Source organism: Rubripirellula reticaptiva, assembly GCF_007860175.1.
GTDB lineage: Bacteria > Planctomycetota > Planctomycetia > Pirellulales > Pirellulaceae > Rubripirellula > Rubripirellula reticaptiva.
On sequence record NZ_SJPX01000006.1, the window covers coordinates 379,166 to 395,876 of the forward strand.

Genomic DNA, 16,711 nt, shown 5'->3' on the forward strand with positions numbered 1-16,711 from the left:
TTATCGCATGTGGTTAAAGAAGGTGGTTCGGTCACGCCGATCATAACGAAGTTGTCGTGGTAACGGTTCTAATCCGCCGAAACTGACCGACAGGGCGAAGTGATTGTGTTGAACGACTCTATCAGCGGGATGATCCGATGGACTACCTCACCTATTGGGGCCTGACCCGACGACCGTTCGCCCAGGACGATCAAGACTTCTTCTTCGCCGGCAGTGCCCAACGTGAAGTCATGGCCGGACTCGGATACTTTGTCGCGGGCACCTGGAACTCAGCCTTCCTGGTAGCGCCGCAGCGATCCGGTGCGACGTGGCTGCTGCGTCAGTTGAAACAGACCAGCGGATTTGGCGACTGTGCCGCCGAAGTTATTCTTACGTCGGGCGTTGCAAACGCCACTGATGGTGCCCAAGCCGCCCAAACGCTCGCCGAGGCGATGGGCACGACATTGACTGAGAATCTGTGGACTGGCGAAGATCGTGAAACTGACCCGGTTAACCGAATCAGCCGATCAATCCAAGCATCGTCACAAAAAGGTATTCGCACGGTTTGGTTGATCGATGACTGTGCTGCGTCAACGGCGACGTTAGCGCGAGATCTAGTGATGGCCGATGGCGACCTGTCTGTGGTGATGGGGACGACACCAGAGAACCTTAGCCGAATGACATCTGCGTTCGGCCGCTGTTGCATGCAGATTGAACTCGACGCATTGGACGTTGCCGAAACGTTCCGCTACATCGCGTCAGGACTCCGGCACGCAGAGTTTCGAATCAATCCAAATGTGTCGACGTCGAAACCCGATGAGCCAGTTTTTACCGATACCGCGATTGTTCGCATGCATGAAATTTCGCATGGCAGGTTAGCCGCGCTGGCCGCAGTCGCCGAAGCTTCTTTGCAACTCGGCGCGGCTTATCAGGTCAGCACCATCACGCCAAGCGTCGTCGAAACCATTATCGCAACTTCAGCGCATGCCGATTACGCGCCGGCCGCGTCTGCGAAGGCAGCCTAGCACGCTCGCCAGTTAGGACTCTTCAGCGTCCGACGTATTTGGGCGGACTTCGATCTTTGTCGTCAGATCGGTTGTGCCCGCGGTGGTTCGTGCGATTGCAAAGGCGATCGAACGCTCTTCCCAGGAATTCACGTGGCCCGTCAAGCATGGGCCTTTCTCGTCCATGCTGCAGTGCACGTCCATCAAATCATTACGACGAAGCGCAGCAACGATTTTTTCGCACAGGCTGATATCGGGATCGGAGATTGAATCGCCGCCGTTGGTGGGCTGTGTTTCGCGGTCGATTGGTTCACTCATTTATTTGTACCATTGGTGTTGTGCAGGGATTTCTAGCGTTTGATCGACCTCTCAGTTGCCACAAAGTGAGGTCAATTTGATTCCAGCACAATCCTGCGACGGACCACCTCACTTTAGCGGACGGAACGTAAACCCCCTAATCTTTTTCAAGCGTTGAACTGTACGCCTGTATTTTGAAAGACGCCAACAGTCGTGATGTCGGTCCGCAGTCGACAAAGTGAACCTCCGACTCGGATTGGTCCACCTTACCAGCCCCCGCCGATTCCTTAGAATCTGCTTCCAGCGATGGGCCACCGCGCCTGTCATCCGATGGACTGTCCCCTTTGGGCTTCGCTCTAAATTTTTTTTGGCCTCGACCTTATGCCTCGCTACAACCCCGCCGAAATCGAACCTCGCTGGCAATCTTTCTGGGAATCGGATCGCACGTTCGTCACTCCAGAACTGCCGACCCAAGCTGCTGACGGGACATTCAAGAAGCGATACATTCTGGACATGTTTCCCTACCCCAGCGGCGATGGGCTGCACGTCGGCCACCCCGAAGGATACACGGCCACCGACATAACGTCTCGCTTTTGTCGCGCTCGCGGTGAGAGCGTCTTGCACCCGATGGGGTTTGACGCGTTCGGTTTGCCAGCCGAAGAACACGCCATCAAAACCGGTGAACATCCGCGCATCCAAACTCAGCGGAACATCGACACGTTCACTCGCCAGTTGAAAATGTTGGGTTTCAGTTACGACTGGGACCGAGTCTTGGCGACGACGGACGAGGACTATTTCAAATGGACTCAGTTCATCTTTTTGGAACTGTACGACACCTGGTTCGACGTCGAACAACAGAAGGGTCGCCCGATCGCCGAACTGCCGATTCCGGCCGACGTGGCCGCCCAAGGTGACGCGGCAGTAGAAACTTATCGGGATTCACAACGACTCGCGTACGAAAGCGATGCGCTGGTGAATTGGTGTCCGAAGTTGGGCACCGTGCTTGCCAATGAAGAAGTCCAAGACGGCAAAAGCGAAGTTGGTGGTCATCCTGTCAAACGTATCCCGCTGAGACAATGGATGCTGCGAATCACAGCTTACGCAGAACGTTTACTCGACGGACTCGATGAATTGCAGTGGCCGATCGGTATCAAGAAACTGCAGCAAGATTGGATCGGACGCAGTACCGGCGCGGAAGTCGACTTCGCCGTTGGCGATCAAAAATTGCGTGTCTACACGACTCGACCCGACACGTTGTTCGGCGCGACCTACATGGTGATCTCACCCGAACACACCATGGTCGATTCGTTGACGACAGCCGATCAGTCGGCGGCCGTGAAAGCGTATTGCGAGAAAGCGTCGTTCAAAAGCGATCGCGAACGAACCGAAGGCGACAAGGCCAAGACGGGTGTCTTCACCGGCAGCCATGCCGTGAACCCAGTCACCGGAAAACCGATTCCGATCTGGATCGCCGACTACGTGCTGGCGGGCTACGGCACCGGTGCGATTATGGCGGTACCAGCACACGACATCCGTGATTTCGAGTTCGCCAAACAATACAATTTGCCGATCATCCAAGTCGTTGAGCCGCCAAAGTCGGATCCGAATTATGACGACTTCATGTCCGGCGAGAAGTGTTTCGCCGGACACGGCGTCGCCATCAACAGCGAAAAATTTGACGGACAAACGACCGAACAAGTCAAGGCCGCAGTAACCGCTTGGTTGACCGAGCAAGGCACCGGCGCCGAAGCGGTCAACTACAAGCTGCGTGACTGGTTGTTCAGTCGCCAACGATTCTGGGGCGAACCGTTTCCGATCTTGCACGAGGTCGACGCGGACGGAAACCCAACGGGCGTCAAACGTGGCGTTCCGGTAGACCAGCTTCCCGTTCGATTGCCAGAACTGGAAGATTTTAAGCCTCACGGGCGTCCCGAACCGCCACTCGCTAAGGCGGCTGACGATTGGTTGTATGTCAATCTGGATGGAAAACGCTATCGCCGCGAAACGAACACGATGCCCCAGTGGGCCGGTTCGTGCTGGTACTACTTGCGATACATCGACAACAAGAACGACGTGGCGTTGGTCGATCCCGCAAAAGAAAAGGCTTGGATGCCGGTCGACTTGTACGTGGGCGGCGCCGAACATGCGGTGCTGCACCTGTTGTACTCGCGTTTCTGGCACAAACTGCTGTACGACCGCGGCCACGTGTCGTGTCCCGAACCGTTTGGACGCCTGGTCAACCAAGGCATGATCTTGGGCGAAGTCGAATACACGGGCTACGAAAGTGAATCAGGAACACCTGTTTCAGCCAGCGATGTTCGCCGAGATGCCGACGGCAACTTGACAGGCACGAATGGCGAAAAGGTTGTCGCGAAGTCGATCAGCGAAGAGGAAGTCGACAAAAAGGGTGACGGTTTCGTCTTGAAGTCGGACGCGAAGGTTCGCATCGAGAGCCGCGCTCACAAGATGTCCAAGAGCCGCGGGAACGTGGTCAACCCGGACGTGGTTGTGCGGGAGTACGGTGCAGACTCGCTGCGACTGTACGAGATGTTCATGGGGCCGCTCGAAGCCACCAAGCCTTGGGCGATGACCGGTGTCGGCGGCGTCCGCAATTTCTTGGACCGAGTTTGGCGAATGGTCGTCGATCAAGATTCGGACGACGACGTGCTTGCCCCCGGATTGACGGATGCCAAGTGTGACGACGAACAAAACCGCATGTTGAACTTGACGATCAAACGTGTCACCGAAGACACCGAAAACATGCAGTTCAATACAGCGATCGCGAGGATGATGGAGTTCACCAACTTCTTCACCCGCTCCGAAACACGTCCGACCGAAGCGATCAAAACGTTCCTGATTTTGCTCGCGCCCTATGCGCCGCACCTCTGCGAAGAACTGTACCGACGTCTCGGAGGAACCGAATCGATCGCCAAGGAAGCTTGGCCAACGTTCGATGAAGCTGCCCTCGTCGAATCCAGCATCGAAGTGCCTGTCCAAATCAACGGAAAGATCAAAGCCAAAGTCAACATCGCGCCGGATGCATCGAAAGAAGCACTTGCCGAGTTGGCACTCAGCGATCCAAAGGTCAAAGAATTGATCGACGGCAAAACGATCGTCAAACAGATCATCGTTCCCGGACGTTTGGTCAACTTGGTCGTGAAGTAAACTGCCGCAAATTAGCCTGCCCAATTAGCGTCGCAGGTGTACTTTCGAAAACCCTAACAGAGCATCAAATGAGCATTGGTATCGGTATTGTTGGTGTTGGCATGATTGCCAACTTTCACGCTCGTGCGATCGCGGACGCCAAAGGCGCCCATTTGGTTGGTGCGACCAGTCGCCGGCCTGAACCAACCGCAGCGTTTGCGGCGAAGCACGACTGCAAGCCGTTTGATTCTTTGGAAGCGATGCTAGCCGATCCCGAAGTCCAGGCTGTGTCAATCTGTGCCCCAAGCGGTGCTCACTTGGACCCGGCGGTCGCCGCGGCTAAGGCGGGAAAGCATGTGATCGTTGAAAAGCCACTGGAAGTCACGACAGAACGATGCGACCAAATCATCAAAGCTTGTGATGATGCCGGCGTGCGTCTGGCAGTCACCTTTCAAAGTCGATTCCACGAGTCTAGCCGTTTGATGAAAAAGGCCGTCGACTCGGGCCGTTTTGGCAAGATCACAATGGGTGATGCCTACGTGAAATGGTTTCGCAGCCAGGAATACTACGACAGCGGTGCGTGGCGAGGCACGTGGGCTCTCGACGGTGGCGGAGCATTGATGAACCAAGCGATCCACTCGGTCGACCTATTGCTGTGGTTGATGGGACCAGTCGCCGAAGTCAGCGCGATGACAGCCACGATGACTCACGAGCGGATCGAAGTCGAAGACATCGCGGTTGCAACTTTGAAATTCGCAAACGGTGCTCTCGGCGTTATCGAGGCCACCACGACGGCGTACCCCGGTTCGCTAAAACGGATCGAAATCAGCGGCAGTCACGGAACGGCGATCCTGGAAGAAGAAGACATTAAACAGTGGCAGTTCGCCGATGAAACAGCGGACGACGAAGCACTGCGACAACGAATGGCTGGCAAGACAGAAACTGGTGGTGGTGCGGCCGACCCGTCCGCGATCGGACATCACGGACACACGATGCTGTTCGAAGAAGTGATTGCAGCGATCAACGAAAATCGCCCATCCGTGCTCGACGGTCACGAAGGCCGCCGCAGCGTCGAGTTGATTCGAGCAATTTACGAGAGTGCCCGAACCGGGCAGACCGTTAATCTCGCTTAGCCGACTGCCTGCGTGCTTATCGCTGGCGTTCTACTTTTTCGCCACCAAGCTGACGCCGACGATCGCGATCGCCATTCCGGCGATGTGCTGGATTGACGTGGGTTCGCCCAGTACCGCGATCGCCAGTCCCATCGTCAGGACTGGCCCGATCGATCCGATCACGGTCGTGCGTGTCGCACCGATGCGAACGATCGCTTCATTGATCATGAAGCTTGGCAACACGGTGCACACAAACGCCAACAGCAAACCGTAGACATAAACGATCGGTTTTGCTTGGACCAGACTCTGGACTGGCTCGGTAATGACGAAGTGCACACCAATGAAAAATGTCGAACCAATCATCGCCATGCTGGTGAATTCGCGACTGCCGATTCGCTGCATCGTGGGTTTCGCGAACAAGATGTACAACGAATAGCTCAGCGCTGCCCCGATCACCAACGCGACACCCTGGCGAACGTCACTGCCATCGGTCAACGTCTTTTCTTGGCCGTACATCAACAGCACGCCAAGGTAGCAAAGCACGATCGATGCGATGATTCGCCGGTCAATCGTCTCACCTAGAAACATCCAAGCCAACAACGCGACCATCGCGGGGTACGTGAACAAGGTCAATCGTTCAAGCTGGGCCGAGATCAGTTCGAGACCGGAAAGGTCCAGGTACGACGCCAAATAGTAACCTAGGAAGCCAAGTCCCAAGGAGCGCACGACGTCGGATCGACTGATAGGTTGTTCATCGCTACGGCTACGCAGCTTCCAAAATACGAGGACGTAGAATGGAAGTGCCAATGACATTCGCAGCGTCAAAAGGAACGTGGCGCCGACGCCTTCGGCAAACGCAAGTTTGATAAAGATCGACTTCAACGCAAATAGAAACGTTCCTAAGATCGCCAACGACATGCCCGACCGGAATTGCACGACTGAATCGCTCTCTTGTGCCGCTTCGCTGGTCGTTGAATCGGTCAATTGAGTCGAGTTTCGAAAGAGTGAATGGCGGATGGATTCGTCGTACACGACTGTGATGACTGATCGACGCTTGGCGTCGCCGAAAGGTTCACGCCGCGGAATCCACTCTATCGCTGACGCAGCCAAGACTTCGCCTTCGCATACTCACCCGTACCAATCCAATCGGCAACACGGTCCAGTTCGTCTTTGGTCGCACCGTTGCTCTTACGAAACTCTAGCAATTTGCCCGGCAATGCCAGCGCCGTCGGATCAGCCTGCTGACCGAGCAATTGAGTTTGCAAATGTTTCAAGTCACGATCGCCAAATTCAACGCTTGGCTCGATCACAGTTCCTTCGCCCCAGTCGTTCCAGGTAGCAATTTGCGCAAAGGCTGCCTTACTGGCCAGTGCGCGGGCAAGCGTGACGCGAAACGTTTCGCCATCAGCGTCTTCAATGTCGGGGTAGCTTTCACGCACCTTGGCTTCGCCATAGAAGTCTACAAACCGGGGGAAGACAACCGGAATCGCAGCTTCCCATTCGGGCGAGTCTCGATAGAAACGATCGACCGCATCCATCCCTGGACCAGGGATCGGCCAATCAAACGCACCGGTTGCCCCATCACGTCGATGATGCTCGCTGAAGTACGCGATCGGAAATGTCAGCCTGCCAATGCACTCGGTCCACTGCTCGTTTGAAAGTCCCGCGTTACCGAACGACAACATCGCTGGCTTGCCACCAAGTCGAACATAGTTGTCAAGCGAGAACCAATTCTTATTCAGCCACGCAATCTCCGACGCCACGTGCTCAACTCTTTCGGATTCCTTGACGAGCCCTTGTTCAATGAGTGGTCCAAGCGTTTGGTCCTCGTAGCAAATCGCAAACTTCATTCCCATCTTGTTGGCTTGATCGATTAGCGTCGTTGTGTTTCGATGCAGGATCGGATAATCGTAGCAGGGCTGGATGCCATACCAGTCGACGATCACTCCATCGATCCCAGCGACTTTCATCAGCAACAAGTGATACTCGATCACATCGACATCACTGGAATCGTACGGCCCAATCGACGGATAATACTCGGAAGCGATTGACCGCTGACGCACAGACTGAGTTCCCTTGCCCACCGCGTTGGGTTCGAATTCGTCGGGATTGAATTGGTTCATCGTCCAGTGGAATCCCCACGCTTGGTTGACGGGTTTGGCGACAAACCAAGGCATATAGTGAGCAAGCATCAAGGGACGTGGAGGTCTAGAATCGTCCGGCGATTGCGCAATTGCAGCGAAACCAAAAATCCAGCAAATGACGAATGCCATTGTGATAGCAGCCTGAACGATCTTCATAAACTGAATTCCCACGGTTGTCGAACGACTCGATTACAATCAGCCGGAATCATAGCCGAAAACCACCCCTTTCCTAATGATCGAGTACCGTTTGATGAGATCGTTTCCAACACACGGATTGATGGGCGTTCTGTGCCTGTTGATGATGACCGCAACGTCACACGCCCAAGACAATAAGCCGGTCAGGCAGACTTACACCGTCGAAGAAGACGTCTTGTACCGTGACGAGGATGGAATATCCGACCTCGCCAATAAACGCTGCCGGTTGGACGTCTATTACCCGGCCGACAAGAAAGGCTTTCCTACGGTCGTGTGGTTCCACGGCGGTGGACTTACCGGCGGGAACAAGTCGATCCCGAAGGAATTGAAGAACCAAGGCGTAGCAGTCGTGGCCGCAAACTATCGCTTGCACCCAGACGTCAAGTCGCCAACCTACGTCGAAGATGCCGCGGCAGCGGTTGCTTGGACAATCAAGAACATTGAGCGTTTCGGCGGATCAAAGTCTAAAGTTTTCGTCAGCGGTCATTCCGCCGGCGGATACCTGACTAGCATGATTGGTTTGGACCGACATTACCTTGCCGCTCACGATTTGGAAGCCAACGATCTTGCCGGCCTGATTCCGTTCAGCGGTCACACGATCACTCACTTCACGGTTCGCAAAGAACGCGGCATCAAGTCCACCCAAGCAATCGTTGACGAGATGGCACCGATCTTTCACGTTCGCGCCGATGCACCACCGATTCTGCTAATCACCGGCGATCGTGAAAAGGAAATGCTTGGTCGGTACGAGGAAAACGCCTACTTTTGGCGAATGTTAAAAGCGGTCGGTGATGAAGACGTCGAGCTGTTCGAACTCGACGGCTATGACCACGGCGGCATGGCCGCGCCAGCCTTTCCTCTGTTGATACGGTTCATCAATCAACACAGCGACTAAAAGATAGAATGACCATGTCTAGGCACCAAGTTTTGGCTGTAGGATGGAATGGTCCCGCAAGAGATCGGGCACCTTTCAATGCGACGCCGTTCTCGGCACCTCTGGGGGACGCAGAGAGTAACTACTCGTACCCCAAAGACGTTTTTGGAAACCTTGTAGCTGAGCGAAGAGTCCTAACCAGTGGATGTTAGCTCCAAGCATCACCAAGGACGCAATGCTGTGACGGACAGAATGGACCTCGGTGTCATGCCCAGGAAACGGCCAAACGAGCAGCCCTCCCTATCGAATTGCGTCACATGCGTTATGCAAGAGGCTTGATTGCAATTCCAAGCCAATCAAGGCAGTCGCCAAGCAAATCCACTTGCACAGCGACAGAACAAGACCTGAACAAGACCTGAACAATCGCGGCAAACCCGGCTTCCTCGCTGCATAGCACAGACCAGCGGTCCCTCAACCATGCTCTGATCGTTTTGACCGACAGACCGATGCGGCCCTTGCCATGTGACCGTCAGTGGTTGACACCGCAACCCCGCTCAGCCCCCTGCGATGTGGCTGCACACCACGCGACCCTAAGAATACATAACTAGGTAATTGTGACCGGCATTATTTAAGACCACACCCTTCAAACTACCCCCAAACTACCCCCAAACTTCCCACCATGACTCGGCGAGAATAGCCCGTCGCCCTCCACCTACCGACTTGGCTCCCGGGAGCCGTCGACAATTTGACTGCTCTGGCAAATTCTCTATCCGACAATCTCGCTATCGATCCCGTCGTTGAACATGCCAACGGTTCCGTTCTCCTAGTCGGTCGGAAGCATCACCCACAGTTCGGGTCGACCGACGTTGCAGTGAACCGCTCGCACTAGCATCCCCATGCACGCCCACGACACGAACAGCGTCATTCGAGCCGCATGCCAAGCGATGGGAAATGTACTTGCGGATTCGCGTCGCCGGTTGTCCACGCTAGGAACTGGGTGGAATATCGTTTCAATCACAGCCGAACGCTTTGGCTCATCATCCTGCAAACGATCGAGCGTTTGCAGGGTCTCATAGAACGTTTGCGGTTTCACGCCCCGCTCCATCAGCTGGCGGTCAATCGCGTAGGACGCTTGCCGGCTAAGCGTTGGCAGCGTCAGCAATCCAAGGAAGCTCCAAAGAGTGAATCCGCAGCACGTCAACGCTAACTCACCCACGCTGGTCACGCCCGCACCAGGCAACATGGCCGACAGAACAAAACCGGTCAAAACCCACGCAAACGCAAGCATCACCCCGCGCGTCCGGCTTCCACTTTCGATCGCTTCCAAACGTCTTGCAATCGTGATCGCCAACTGGTCGGGGGACAACTTTGACAGCGAAGACGAAGGCACAACGATCCATTCCATCCTTGGCAAACCAACGATACCGCCAGTGAAACCGACGTCATCGTGCTCGACCACCATGACCGGGCGTGGCTTCCAGCCCCACTGCGAAGCCCGCTCGAGCGCGGCACTGACAGCGACCTTCGCCTCGGCCTGCACATCGCCCCTGTCGGGCAAGGATGCCGTAAGCCGAGCGATTCGGAATTGAAACGCAACCTGGACGACTCCAATCGCCAGGATCACCAAACCAGCCCCGACCAAGCCGACCTCTCGTCCCATCGCCAGAATCAGCAGACTCGCGATCAAAAAGAAGCACGCCTGAACCATCACGCCGCGAATCCATCCCTTCACGAAAGCCCAGATCGTGATTTTGCGTGGGCTTGAGCGATTGGGCAACAAGTAACCGCCCAGAATATCCAGGGGCAGCATCACGCCAACCAAGCAGCTGATCAAGGCCACCAAACCAAACAGATCTTCGCCGCTCCACGACTGCGCGTCTGGCAGCAGTTGGAGCGGTAACCCGGAGGCAAGCAAGTACGAGCTGATCACCACGATCAACCCTACGCCAGAAATCCCTAGCCACAATCGAGAACGTGCGTAAGTAATCGCTACTACTCCAACGAGAGATTGAAACTCAAAACGGCAGACCGCCGCAAAGCCACGCTAAGACGTCTTTTCCAACTCGCCGAGCTGCTTGCCGATCTCTTCCGCCTCGGCTCGTTTCATGTCGCTCTTCTTTCGATTGACCGTGGACAGATCAAAAGATTCCTGCATCAGCTTATTGTATTTTTCCTGCAACTTCTCTTTGCTATTTCCCGATCCAAACATTGCAATGTTCTCCGTAGTTTTGAACTAATGGTAATCGTTAGATTGTGAACGGCCGTCAACAGGAAGCGATTTCAGGAGCATCCGCCTGAGACAATTCCGTCCGTGACAATACAGACAACTAGTCGCTTCGCTACACTCCACGGGGTTCCGAGGTCTTCTCATCAGGTAAATCGAATGAAGCGAAATCCAATGGTCTATATCTCGACAATCGCGGTCTTGGCTGTGATCGGTGTTCTTGTGTTTAACAAGTCCACACGAGCGGGTTACGAATCAGCCGAATACAAGGTGATCGAATCCGACGGAAACTTTGAAGTCCGCGAATATCCCGACCTGATGCTGGTCGCCACGTCCACAAAGATTGACGCTCAAGGTCGCGACGGCAGTTTCATGAAACTGTTCCGTTACATCAGTGGTGCGAACGAGTCCGAGCAGAAAATCTCGATGACGACTCCTGTGTTCATGGAAAACGACAAAGCGGACGCAGAAGTCCAAATGGGTTTCGTGATGCCGAAGGAAGTGGCCGTTGAAGGCGTGCCGTCTCCTACCGGTGCCGATGTCGATGTGCGTAAAAGAGCCGGCGGCCGTTTTGCCGTGATCCGATTCTCCGGCCGGCTCAGCGCCAAGCTCGCCAAAGAATCGGAAACCAAATTGCGAGCCTGGATGGAATCAAAAGGCCTAGTTCCGCAAGACTCGCCCGCAACGTCAGACAACTCGGGCAGCGGGGTCGAATCCGCATCTTATGATCCACCCTTCACCCCCGGCCCACTGCGTCGTAACGAAGTTCTCATTCGCTTGAAGTAGTTCATGACCAACCAACTCTTAACAACGAACCACACGGTCGAAGTCTTTTACGATGGCGAGTGTCCACTATGCGTGCGTGAAATCCAGCTACTGAAATGGCTCGATCGCAAAGACCGCATTCAATTCACGAACATCGCAGCACCCGATTTTAACGCGGCAGAATACGAAAGGACGCCGGTCCAATTCATGGACGAAATCCACGGACGCCTTCCCGCCAAGGGGAGCCAGCCCGCGCAGTGGATCATCGGTGTCGAAGTCTTCCGGCAACTCTACGCCGCCGTCGGCCTCGGCTTTCTCGTTGGGCCAACTCGACTCCCCGGTATCTCGCACGTCTTGAATTTCGGTTACCAAGTCTTCGCCAAGAATCGCCTGCGCCTCACCGGCCGCTGTACTGCCAAAACCTGTGAAGTGAAGTAGAACACTCTTCGTACCGAAGACGGCAACTCGTCCTATCGCCAGTATCAAGGGAAGCAATCAGAGAGATGCCACGGATTCATTCCGATAAATCCAAGGCCACAATCCGTGAAGAATCTTGTGAATCCGTGGCCCCTAGAAATGCGAGGAACTCTGATTGGCTCATCGATCCTTGAACTTGCTCGAGAATGTTTCCTTCCGCATCGGCGATGATGGTGGTGGGCGTAGCAAGGACCTTGTAGCGATCTAACGCCTCCAAAGATGCACCGGGTTCATTGACGTCGATCAATAGCGGTATGAATCTTGCCTCAACCACCGACGCGACCTCCTTGTCGGCCCATACTGTGCGTTTCATGATCCGACAGGGAACACACCACTCGCCCGTGAAGAAAAGGATCATGGGTTTTCCCGATTGCACCGCGACTTGCTTCGCCGATGGATAATCGGCGACCCAGGCGATTCCGTTTTTCGGGACGTAGAAGCAGTGCCATGCATAACCTAGAGAAACGACTAGCGTGACGCGCCAGAACCAACGCCACAACCAGAGACCAATTTCAGGGGACGACTGAGACGAATGCTCTGCGCGGGCCGGTGTATTTCGCATGATATTCCTCGATTCGGTTGACGGTCAGCGTCTCAGGATTCCTTTCGATCGAAGGGAACCACCACTCGTAGAGGGCTGCCTGCACACTGACGCTGAAACACGATGCCCGACAGACGTGCTCCTCTATCCTGGCAACCGCTAAATCTCTGAGCTGCCCGACAGCCAAGACGAAAAGAATGCATGTTGCGTAAAGTGCTGCATCGCCAACACGCAAATTCGCAGCAAACTGCCGCCGCAACTTTGATTCGGTCGAGCAAGGCTGCGCGCAGCCGTTGGCTGTTCTCACGGCCCGTCCAGAGCGCAGGTTCAATTGGTGATCTGCTGGATATCACCCATTGTCCAAGTTTTGTCGAAGAACTCTTGCGTCGGTGCATACAGCCGGAAGTACGGGAACCAGCCTTCGCCAGAATTGGTCTGAATCCAGTTGTTCTTCATCTCAACGGGAAGTTTGGTTGTATCCGGACCAAAATAGATGTCTACGGACCCGTCAGCGTTCGTCCGCAGCTTCTCGTTGCGAGAGTCGAGGTTCGCGTTCTTTTGCGCGGAAATGACAAACCGGCGCGAGTGCTCAGCATAAAGTGTTACTGCCCAAAACTGTTCTGCAGGAGCATTCGCCGGGACGCGAAGACGGTAGGTCTGTGCACCTTTGAGTACGTTGCCGTCCCCGTCACGCTTGGTGCATGACCGGGTTTGCTAGGTTTCTTTGACTTTGGTCTTGCGGCGGCGATGGCGGAAGCCGTCGTTTCTTTCGCCTCGGCGACTCCAGAACGCCTCCCGGTCGTGAGTCTCGCTCAGGTCGTCGGACTTGAGCTGCAGCAGTGGATCGAGGGAATCATCACGCCAGAACTTCTCCGTACCTTTGATCCGCTTGTTGATTTGCTATTGCGTTGACTCCACCGGCGACGTCGTGATCGGAAGACCTGAGCACCGATACCGGTCGTACTTCATCCGCTCGGCGTTGTTACTCAGGTAAATGATCGCGCGGCGGATCGGTTCGGGAACTTCGTCCTGGGACGACGCGATCTGCTGGAGTGCGTCGATGCCCCGCCGAACATCTCCGGCCCATATCCTGTCAAGCCAATCCAGATACAACGACCAACCCTCGTCGATCCGGCCACGCGAAGCGATCGCAGCGGCATAAACGTACGATAGCGCGTGCATTAAATCCACGATCGGTGTGTAGTGCGAAAAGTGCGTCGACCAGATCGACCAGTTCACTTTCAAACCGTCTCCCATAAACGCTTTGGACTCGGCCTTGTTGAACCCTCGTCCGAACGCTTCACCGGCAAGCGTTAAACCCAAATGGTCGTAACCACGGCGGGTCGCGACGATCGTTTTCACCAACGGATCACCGCCGCTCCAACGAGGTGTCCGTGATGACTTTGCGGTCGTGTCCAATTCGCCTTTGGCATCACAGGTTGTTTCTTGAGAATCCTCTGGCCTCGTAGCGTTTGACTGTGATTCTTCTTTCTCAGAACTGTCCACGGGAACGTGCCCGCGGTGGATTTCGTTGAGTTTGGGGACGACCCACAGAGAATCTTTCAAACACTGCGGCACGCCCGGTGTCGGGTCTTCGCCGGTGGGCTTGGCTTGGTAAGTTTGCAGCACACCGGTCTGAGTTTCTCGCCACCAACGGTGTTTCTTCCCTTCGGGTTTGTCGTTGCCCCAACAGTCGTCTCGTACCTGAACGCGACCGCCATCGCACTGAATGACGGCCACGCGGCCTTCCCAACCATTGGCCGGTGCGCCATCGCTTTGGCCGTGTTGCTGATCGGGAATGCTGGCGGCGGTGTAGGCGTCGATGCGCTCTTGCTGTTCGTCGATGCGCTCGTTGCCAATGCGAATGGCGATGCGTTGGCACTGCTTGGCGGAGACCTTCAATTCGGCCAGGTCTTCCAGGTTGCTGCTGGCTGCGGTGTAAGAAGAATCACGTGCCACTGCGATGCTGATCTTGCGAAGCACAGCGGGCGTGTGCAGGTGATCGACATCACACTGAAGAGTTCTCATCTGAGGGAAAAAATCGAGGCGGCAAGCCTCGCAGTGCAACACTTCGGTTTTGAAATTCACTTTGCCGCGTCTGCTTTGCAGCGCGCGGTGCTGGGCGGGCCTGTCGTGCATCGGGCCGCCGCATTTCGGGCAGGCGGTGACTGCGGGAGCTTGCTGGGCCTGCTTGGCGAGCAGTTCATCCATCACCAAACGCGTGACTCGATCGACCTCTTCGATGGTCCGATCTTCAATGGTCATCAGATTGGCGCCCGCTAAGTCTTCCAGGCCACCTTCGGAAATCAGCCGCTGGGCGACGAGGCTGGCGATTTCTTCGGCGGTGGGTGCTGTTTCTGCCTGATCCATGGCACTTTTCCTTAAGAGAATTCTCCAAATCCCCCAGCCATCCCGGCTGCACGCCCGGAATTGTAAACCCTACGCAAATCCACGTCGCCCCCGATCGAAGCTGCAAACCCAGTCATGCACCCTGATCCGGCCGTCTTGAGTCCTTCAGTTGACATGCCGATACATTACATGTAAAGTTTAAAGATCTGTCGTGCGTTTCCCTAGGTGCCCCCGTGACTTCTTCGCTGCAAAACGAACTGAGAAAACGTGCCCCGTTCGATTCGGTCGAGCAGGAAGCGACGCTGGCATTGATGCGGACGAGTGATTTGCTCGAAAACCGCTTTGCACGATTGCTGAGGGAAAGTGGCTTGACACTGTCGCAGTACAACGTGTTACGAATCCTTCGGGGAGAAGGCAAGGCAATGCCGTGCTTGGAAGTCGCCGACCGCATGATTCAAGTTGCCCCCGCGATCACGCGTGTTGTCGATCAACTGATCGGACTGGAACTGATTGTTAAAACACAGTCGCAAGCCGATCGCCGAGTGTTTTATATTGAATTGACGGCGGCGGCGAAACGCCTCCTGAAGAAACTCGATGGTCCGATTTTGAACCTGCATGCGAATTTGCTCGATGGAGTGCCCAAAAATCAACTCGGAACACTGATCGAAATCCTAGAACGTGTTCGTAACAGTGTGAAGAACTGAATTTTTTTGCAACATTTGTTTACATGTAAACTTTTAACTCATTCAACCCCTTCCCCAAATTGGAGCAACGGTGACCAAACCTCGCCGAAACATGGTGTCCCTTACTGCCGCTGGACTCATCCACGTCACGGCCAACCCACCACTCGCCGTCGCAGAAGAGTCGGTCGAAACCGGGTTGCTCATTCGACAAGCTGCCGAGCGAGGTCACACGGACTTGGGCTGGTTGAAGAGCTATCACTCGTTCTCGTTTGGCGGCTACTACGACCAGCAGAATATGGGTTTTCGCAGCCTACGGGTTATCAACGACGACAAGATCGCAGCCGGGCATGGTTTCCCCACTCACCCGCACCGCGACATGGAAATCATTTCCTACGTGCTTGACGGTTCGCTGCAACATAAAGACAGCACGGGCAAGGGAGCGACTATTACTCCTGACGATATTCAAATGATGTCCGCCGGTTTGGGTATCACTCACAGCGAGTACAACCCATCACCGACTCAGCCGAACCACTTCCTGCAAATTTGGATTCAGCCCGCCCTTCGCGGTTTGCAACCTCGGTATAGCGACAACAAGGTCACTGCGGATCAGAAAACGAATGAGTGGAAGTTTATCGCTGGACCTGACGGCTCAGGTGCATCGGTCGGCATCTATCAGGACGCGAACATCTTCGCCAGCAAGTTGCAAAACGGTCAAAGCCTCGACTACACGCTTGAGCGAAGCCGCCACGTGTGGCTGCAAGTCGCGACCGGCGAAATCATCGTCAACGGTACGACTTTGAAATCAGGTGACGCGGTAGCGTCCAGCCGCGCAACAGATTTGCACATCACGTCCGCGATGGACGCCGATGTGCTGTTGTTCGATCTTGCCTGAATCCGAACTAACCACAACCGTACTTTCAACT

The 16,711-nt window shown here is 55.0% G+C and carries 15 protein-coding genes and 1 pseudogene; 8 read left to right on the forward strand and 8 right to left on the reverse strand.

All coding sequences use genetic code 11. The annotated features are described in order from the left end of the window. The first annotated feature begins 137 nt into the window (after positions 1-137). Positions 138-1,004, forward strand: a complete 867-nt coding sequence (locus Poly59_RS27065) for a hypothetical protein (protein WP_146537219.1) — start codon at positions 138-140, stop codon at positions 1,002-1,004. A 12-nt stretch (positions 1,005-1,016) separates the two neighbouring features. Here the strand turns inward: Poly59_RS27065 and Poly59_RS27070 are convergent, their stop codons facing one another. Further along, a complete protein-coding gene (locus tag Poly59_RS27070; RefSeq protein WP_146537220.1) occupies positions 1,017-1,301 on the reverse strand; it encodes a hypothetical protein in 285 nt (94 codons plus the stop codon). 360 nt (positions 1,302-1,661) lie between these two features. Here Poly59_RS27070 and leuS point away from each other — a divergent pair, with 360 nt between their 5' ends. Then, positions 1,662-4,445, forward strand: coding sequence for a leucine--tRNA ligase (gene leuS / locus Poly59_RS27075; protein WP_146537221.1), 2,784 nt, complete (start codon positions 1,662-1,664; stop codon positions 4,443-4,445). Between the two features lie 68 nt (positions 4,446-4,513). Beyond that, complete coding sequence (locus Poly59_RS27080) at positions 4,514-5,557, forward strand: Gfo/Idh/MocA family protein (protein ID WP_146537222.1); 1,044 nt, start codon at positions 4,514-4,516, stop codon at positions 5,555-5,557. A gap of 30 nt (positions 5,558-5,587) precedes the next feature. Here Poly59_RS27080 and Poly59_RS27085 read toward each other — a convergent pair whose 3' ends face one another. Both Poly59_RS27085 and Poly59_RS27090 read right to left on the reverse strand, forming a co-directional pair. After that, positions 5,588-6,646, reverse strand: coding sequence for a DMT family transporter (locus Poly59_RS27085; RefSeq protein WP_246151967.1), 1,059 nt, complete (start codon positions 6,644-6,646; stop codon positions 5,588-5,590). Beyond that, positions 6,628-7,728, reverse strand: coding sequence for a glycoside hydrolase family 71/99-like protein (locus tag Poly59_RS27090; protein ID WP_186776551.1), 1,101 nt, complete (start codon positions 7,726-7,728; stop codon positions 6,628-6,630). The genes Poly59_RS27085 and Poly59_RS27090 overlap by 19 nt, the downstream gene beginning before the upstream one ends. Before the next feature lie 202 nt (positions 7,729-7,930). Here Poly59_RS27090 and Poly59_RS27095 point away from each other — a divergent pair, with 202 nt between their 5' ends. After that, positions 7,931-8,770 (forward strand): alpha/beta hydrolase, encoded by an 840-nt coding sequence (locus tag Poly59_RS27095; protein WP_146537224.1) that lies wholly within the window; start codon positions 7,931-7,933, stop codon positions 8,768-8,770. Positions 8,771-9,572: 802 nt separating this feature from the next. Here Poly59_RS27095 and Poly59_RS27100 read toward each other — a convergent pair. Together Poly59_RS27100 and Poly59_RS27105 are read right to left on the reverse strand one after the other, a co-directional pair. Further along, positions 9,573-10,679, reverse strand: a complete 1,107-nt coding sequence (locus tag Poly59_RS27100; protein WP_146537225.1) for a hypothetical protein — start codon at positions 10,677-10,679, stop codon at positions 9,573-9,575. A 114-nt stretch (positions 10,680-10,793) separates the two neighbouring features. Further along, complete coding sequence (locus Poly59_RS27105) at positions 10,794-10,958, reverse strand: Lacal_2735 family protein (protein WP_146537226.1); 165 nt, start codon at positions 10,956-10,958, stop codon at positions 10,794-10,796. Between the two features lie 174 nt (positions 10,959-11,132). On the opposite strand from Poly59_RS27105, the gene Poly59_RS27110 reads away from it, so the two are divergent. After that, positions 11,133-11,759: an SOUL family heme-binding protein gene (locus Poly59_RS27110; protein WP_146537227.1), complete on the forward strand. Its 627-nt coding sequence runs from the start codon at positions 11,133-11,135 to the stop codon at positions 11,757-11,759. Positions 11,760-11,762: 3 nt separating this feature from the next. Beyond that, a complete protein-coding gene (locus Poly59_RS27115; protein WP_146537228.1) occupies positions 11,763-12,176 on the forward strand; it encodes a thiol-disulfide oxidoreductase DCC family protein in 414 nt (137 codons plus the stop codon). A 76-nt stretch (positions 12,177-12,252) separates the two neighbouring features. On the opposite strand, the gene Poly59_RS27120 is transcribed toward Poly59_RS27115, so the two are convergent. The 3 genes and pseudogenes from Poly59_RS27120 to Poly59_RS27130 form a co-directional block, all read right to left on the reverse strand. Continuing rightward, on the reverse strand, positions 12,253-12,777 hold the full coding sequence (locus tag Poly59_RS27120) for a thioredoxin family protein (RefSeq protein WP_146537229.1): 525 nt from the start codon (positions 12,775-12,777) through the stop codon (positions 12,253-12,255). A gap of 306 nt (positions 12,778-13,083) precedes the next feature. Continuing rightward, positions 13,084-13,446 (reverse strand): annotated as a pseudogene (locus Poly59_RS29835) (DUF1214 domain-containing protein); the annotation flags it as partial. A gap of 210 nt (positions 13,447-13,656) precedes the next feature. Next, entirely contained in the window at positions 13,657-15,126 is a 1,470-nt protein-coding gene (locus Poly59_RS27130) for a hypothetical protein (RefSeq protein WP_146537231.1), read from the reverse strand. A 212-nt stretch (positions 15,127-15,338) separates the two neighbouring features. On the opposite strand from Poly59_RS27130, the gene Poly59_RS27135 reads away from it, so the two are divergent. Next, complete coding sequence (locus tag Poly59_RS27135) at positions 15,339-15,809, forward strand: MarR family winged helix-turn-helix transcriptional regulator (protein WP_246151968.1); 471 nt, start codon at positions 15,339-15,341, stop codon at positions 15,807-15,809. Positions 15,810-15,879: 70 nt separating this feature from the next. Next, positions 15,880-16,680: a pirin family protein gene (locus tag Poly59_RS27140; protein ID WP_246151969.1), complete on the forward strand. Its 801-nt coding sequence runs from the start codon at positions 15,880-15,882 to the stop codon at positions 16,678-16,680. The last annotated feature ends 31 nt before the right edge of the window (positions 16,681-16,711 follow it).

Bases quoted from the DNA above. Each gene is read 5' to 3' on its own strand.
- Poly59_RS27120 (WP_146537229.1), bottom strand. From the start codon at position 12,777: ATGCGAAATACACCGGCCCGCGCAGAGCATTCGTCTCAGTCGTCCCCT.
- Poly59_RS27065 (WP_146537219.1), top strand. From the start codon at position 138: ATGGACTACCTCACCTATTGGGGCCTGACCCGACGACCGTTCGCCCAG.
- Poly59_RS27110 (WP_146537227.1), top strand. From the start codon at position 11,133: ATGAAGCGAAATCCAATGGTCTATATCTCGACAATCGCGGTCTTGGCT.
- Poly59_RS27080 (WP_146537222.1), top strand. From the start codon at position 4,514: ATGAGCATTGGTATCGGTATTGTTGGTGTTGGCATGATTGCCAACTTT.
- Poly59_RS27115 (WP_146537228.1), top strand. From the start codon at position 11,763: ATGACCAACCAACTCTTAACAACGAACCACACGGTCGAAGTCTTTTAC.
- Poly59_RS27095 (WP_146537224.1), top strand. From the start codon at position 7,931: ATGAGATCGTTTCCAACACACGGATTGATGGGCGTTCTGTGCCTGTTG.
- Poly59_RS27070 (WP_146537220.1), bottom strand. From the start codon at position 1,301: ATGAGTGAACCAATCGACCGCGAAACACAGCCCACCAACGGCGGCGAT.
- Poly59_RS27105 (WP_146537226.1), bottom strand. From the start codon at position 10,958: ATGTTTGGATCGGGAAATAGCAAAGAGAAGTTGCAGGAAAAATACAAT.
- Poly59_RS27090 (WP_186776551.1), bottom strand. From the start codon at position 7,728: ATGCTTGCTCACTATATGCCTTGGTTTGTCGCCAAACCCGTCAACCAA.
- Poly59_RS27130 (WP_146537231.1), bottom strand. From the start codon at position 15,126: ATGGATCAGGCAGAAACAGCACCCACCGCCGAAGAAATCGCCAGCCTC.
- leuS (WP_146537221.1), top strand. From the start codon at position 1,662: ATGCCTCGCTACAACCCCGCCGAAATCGAACCTCGCTGGCAATCTTTC.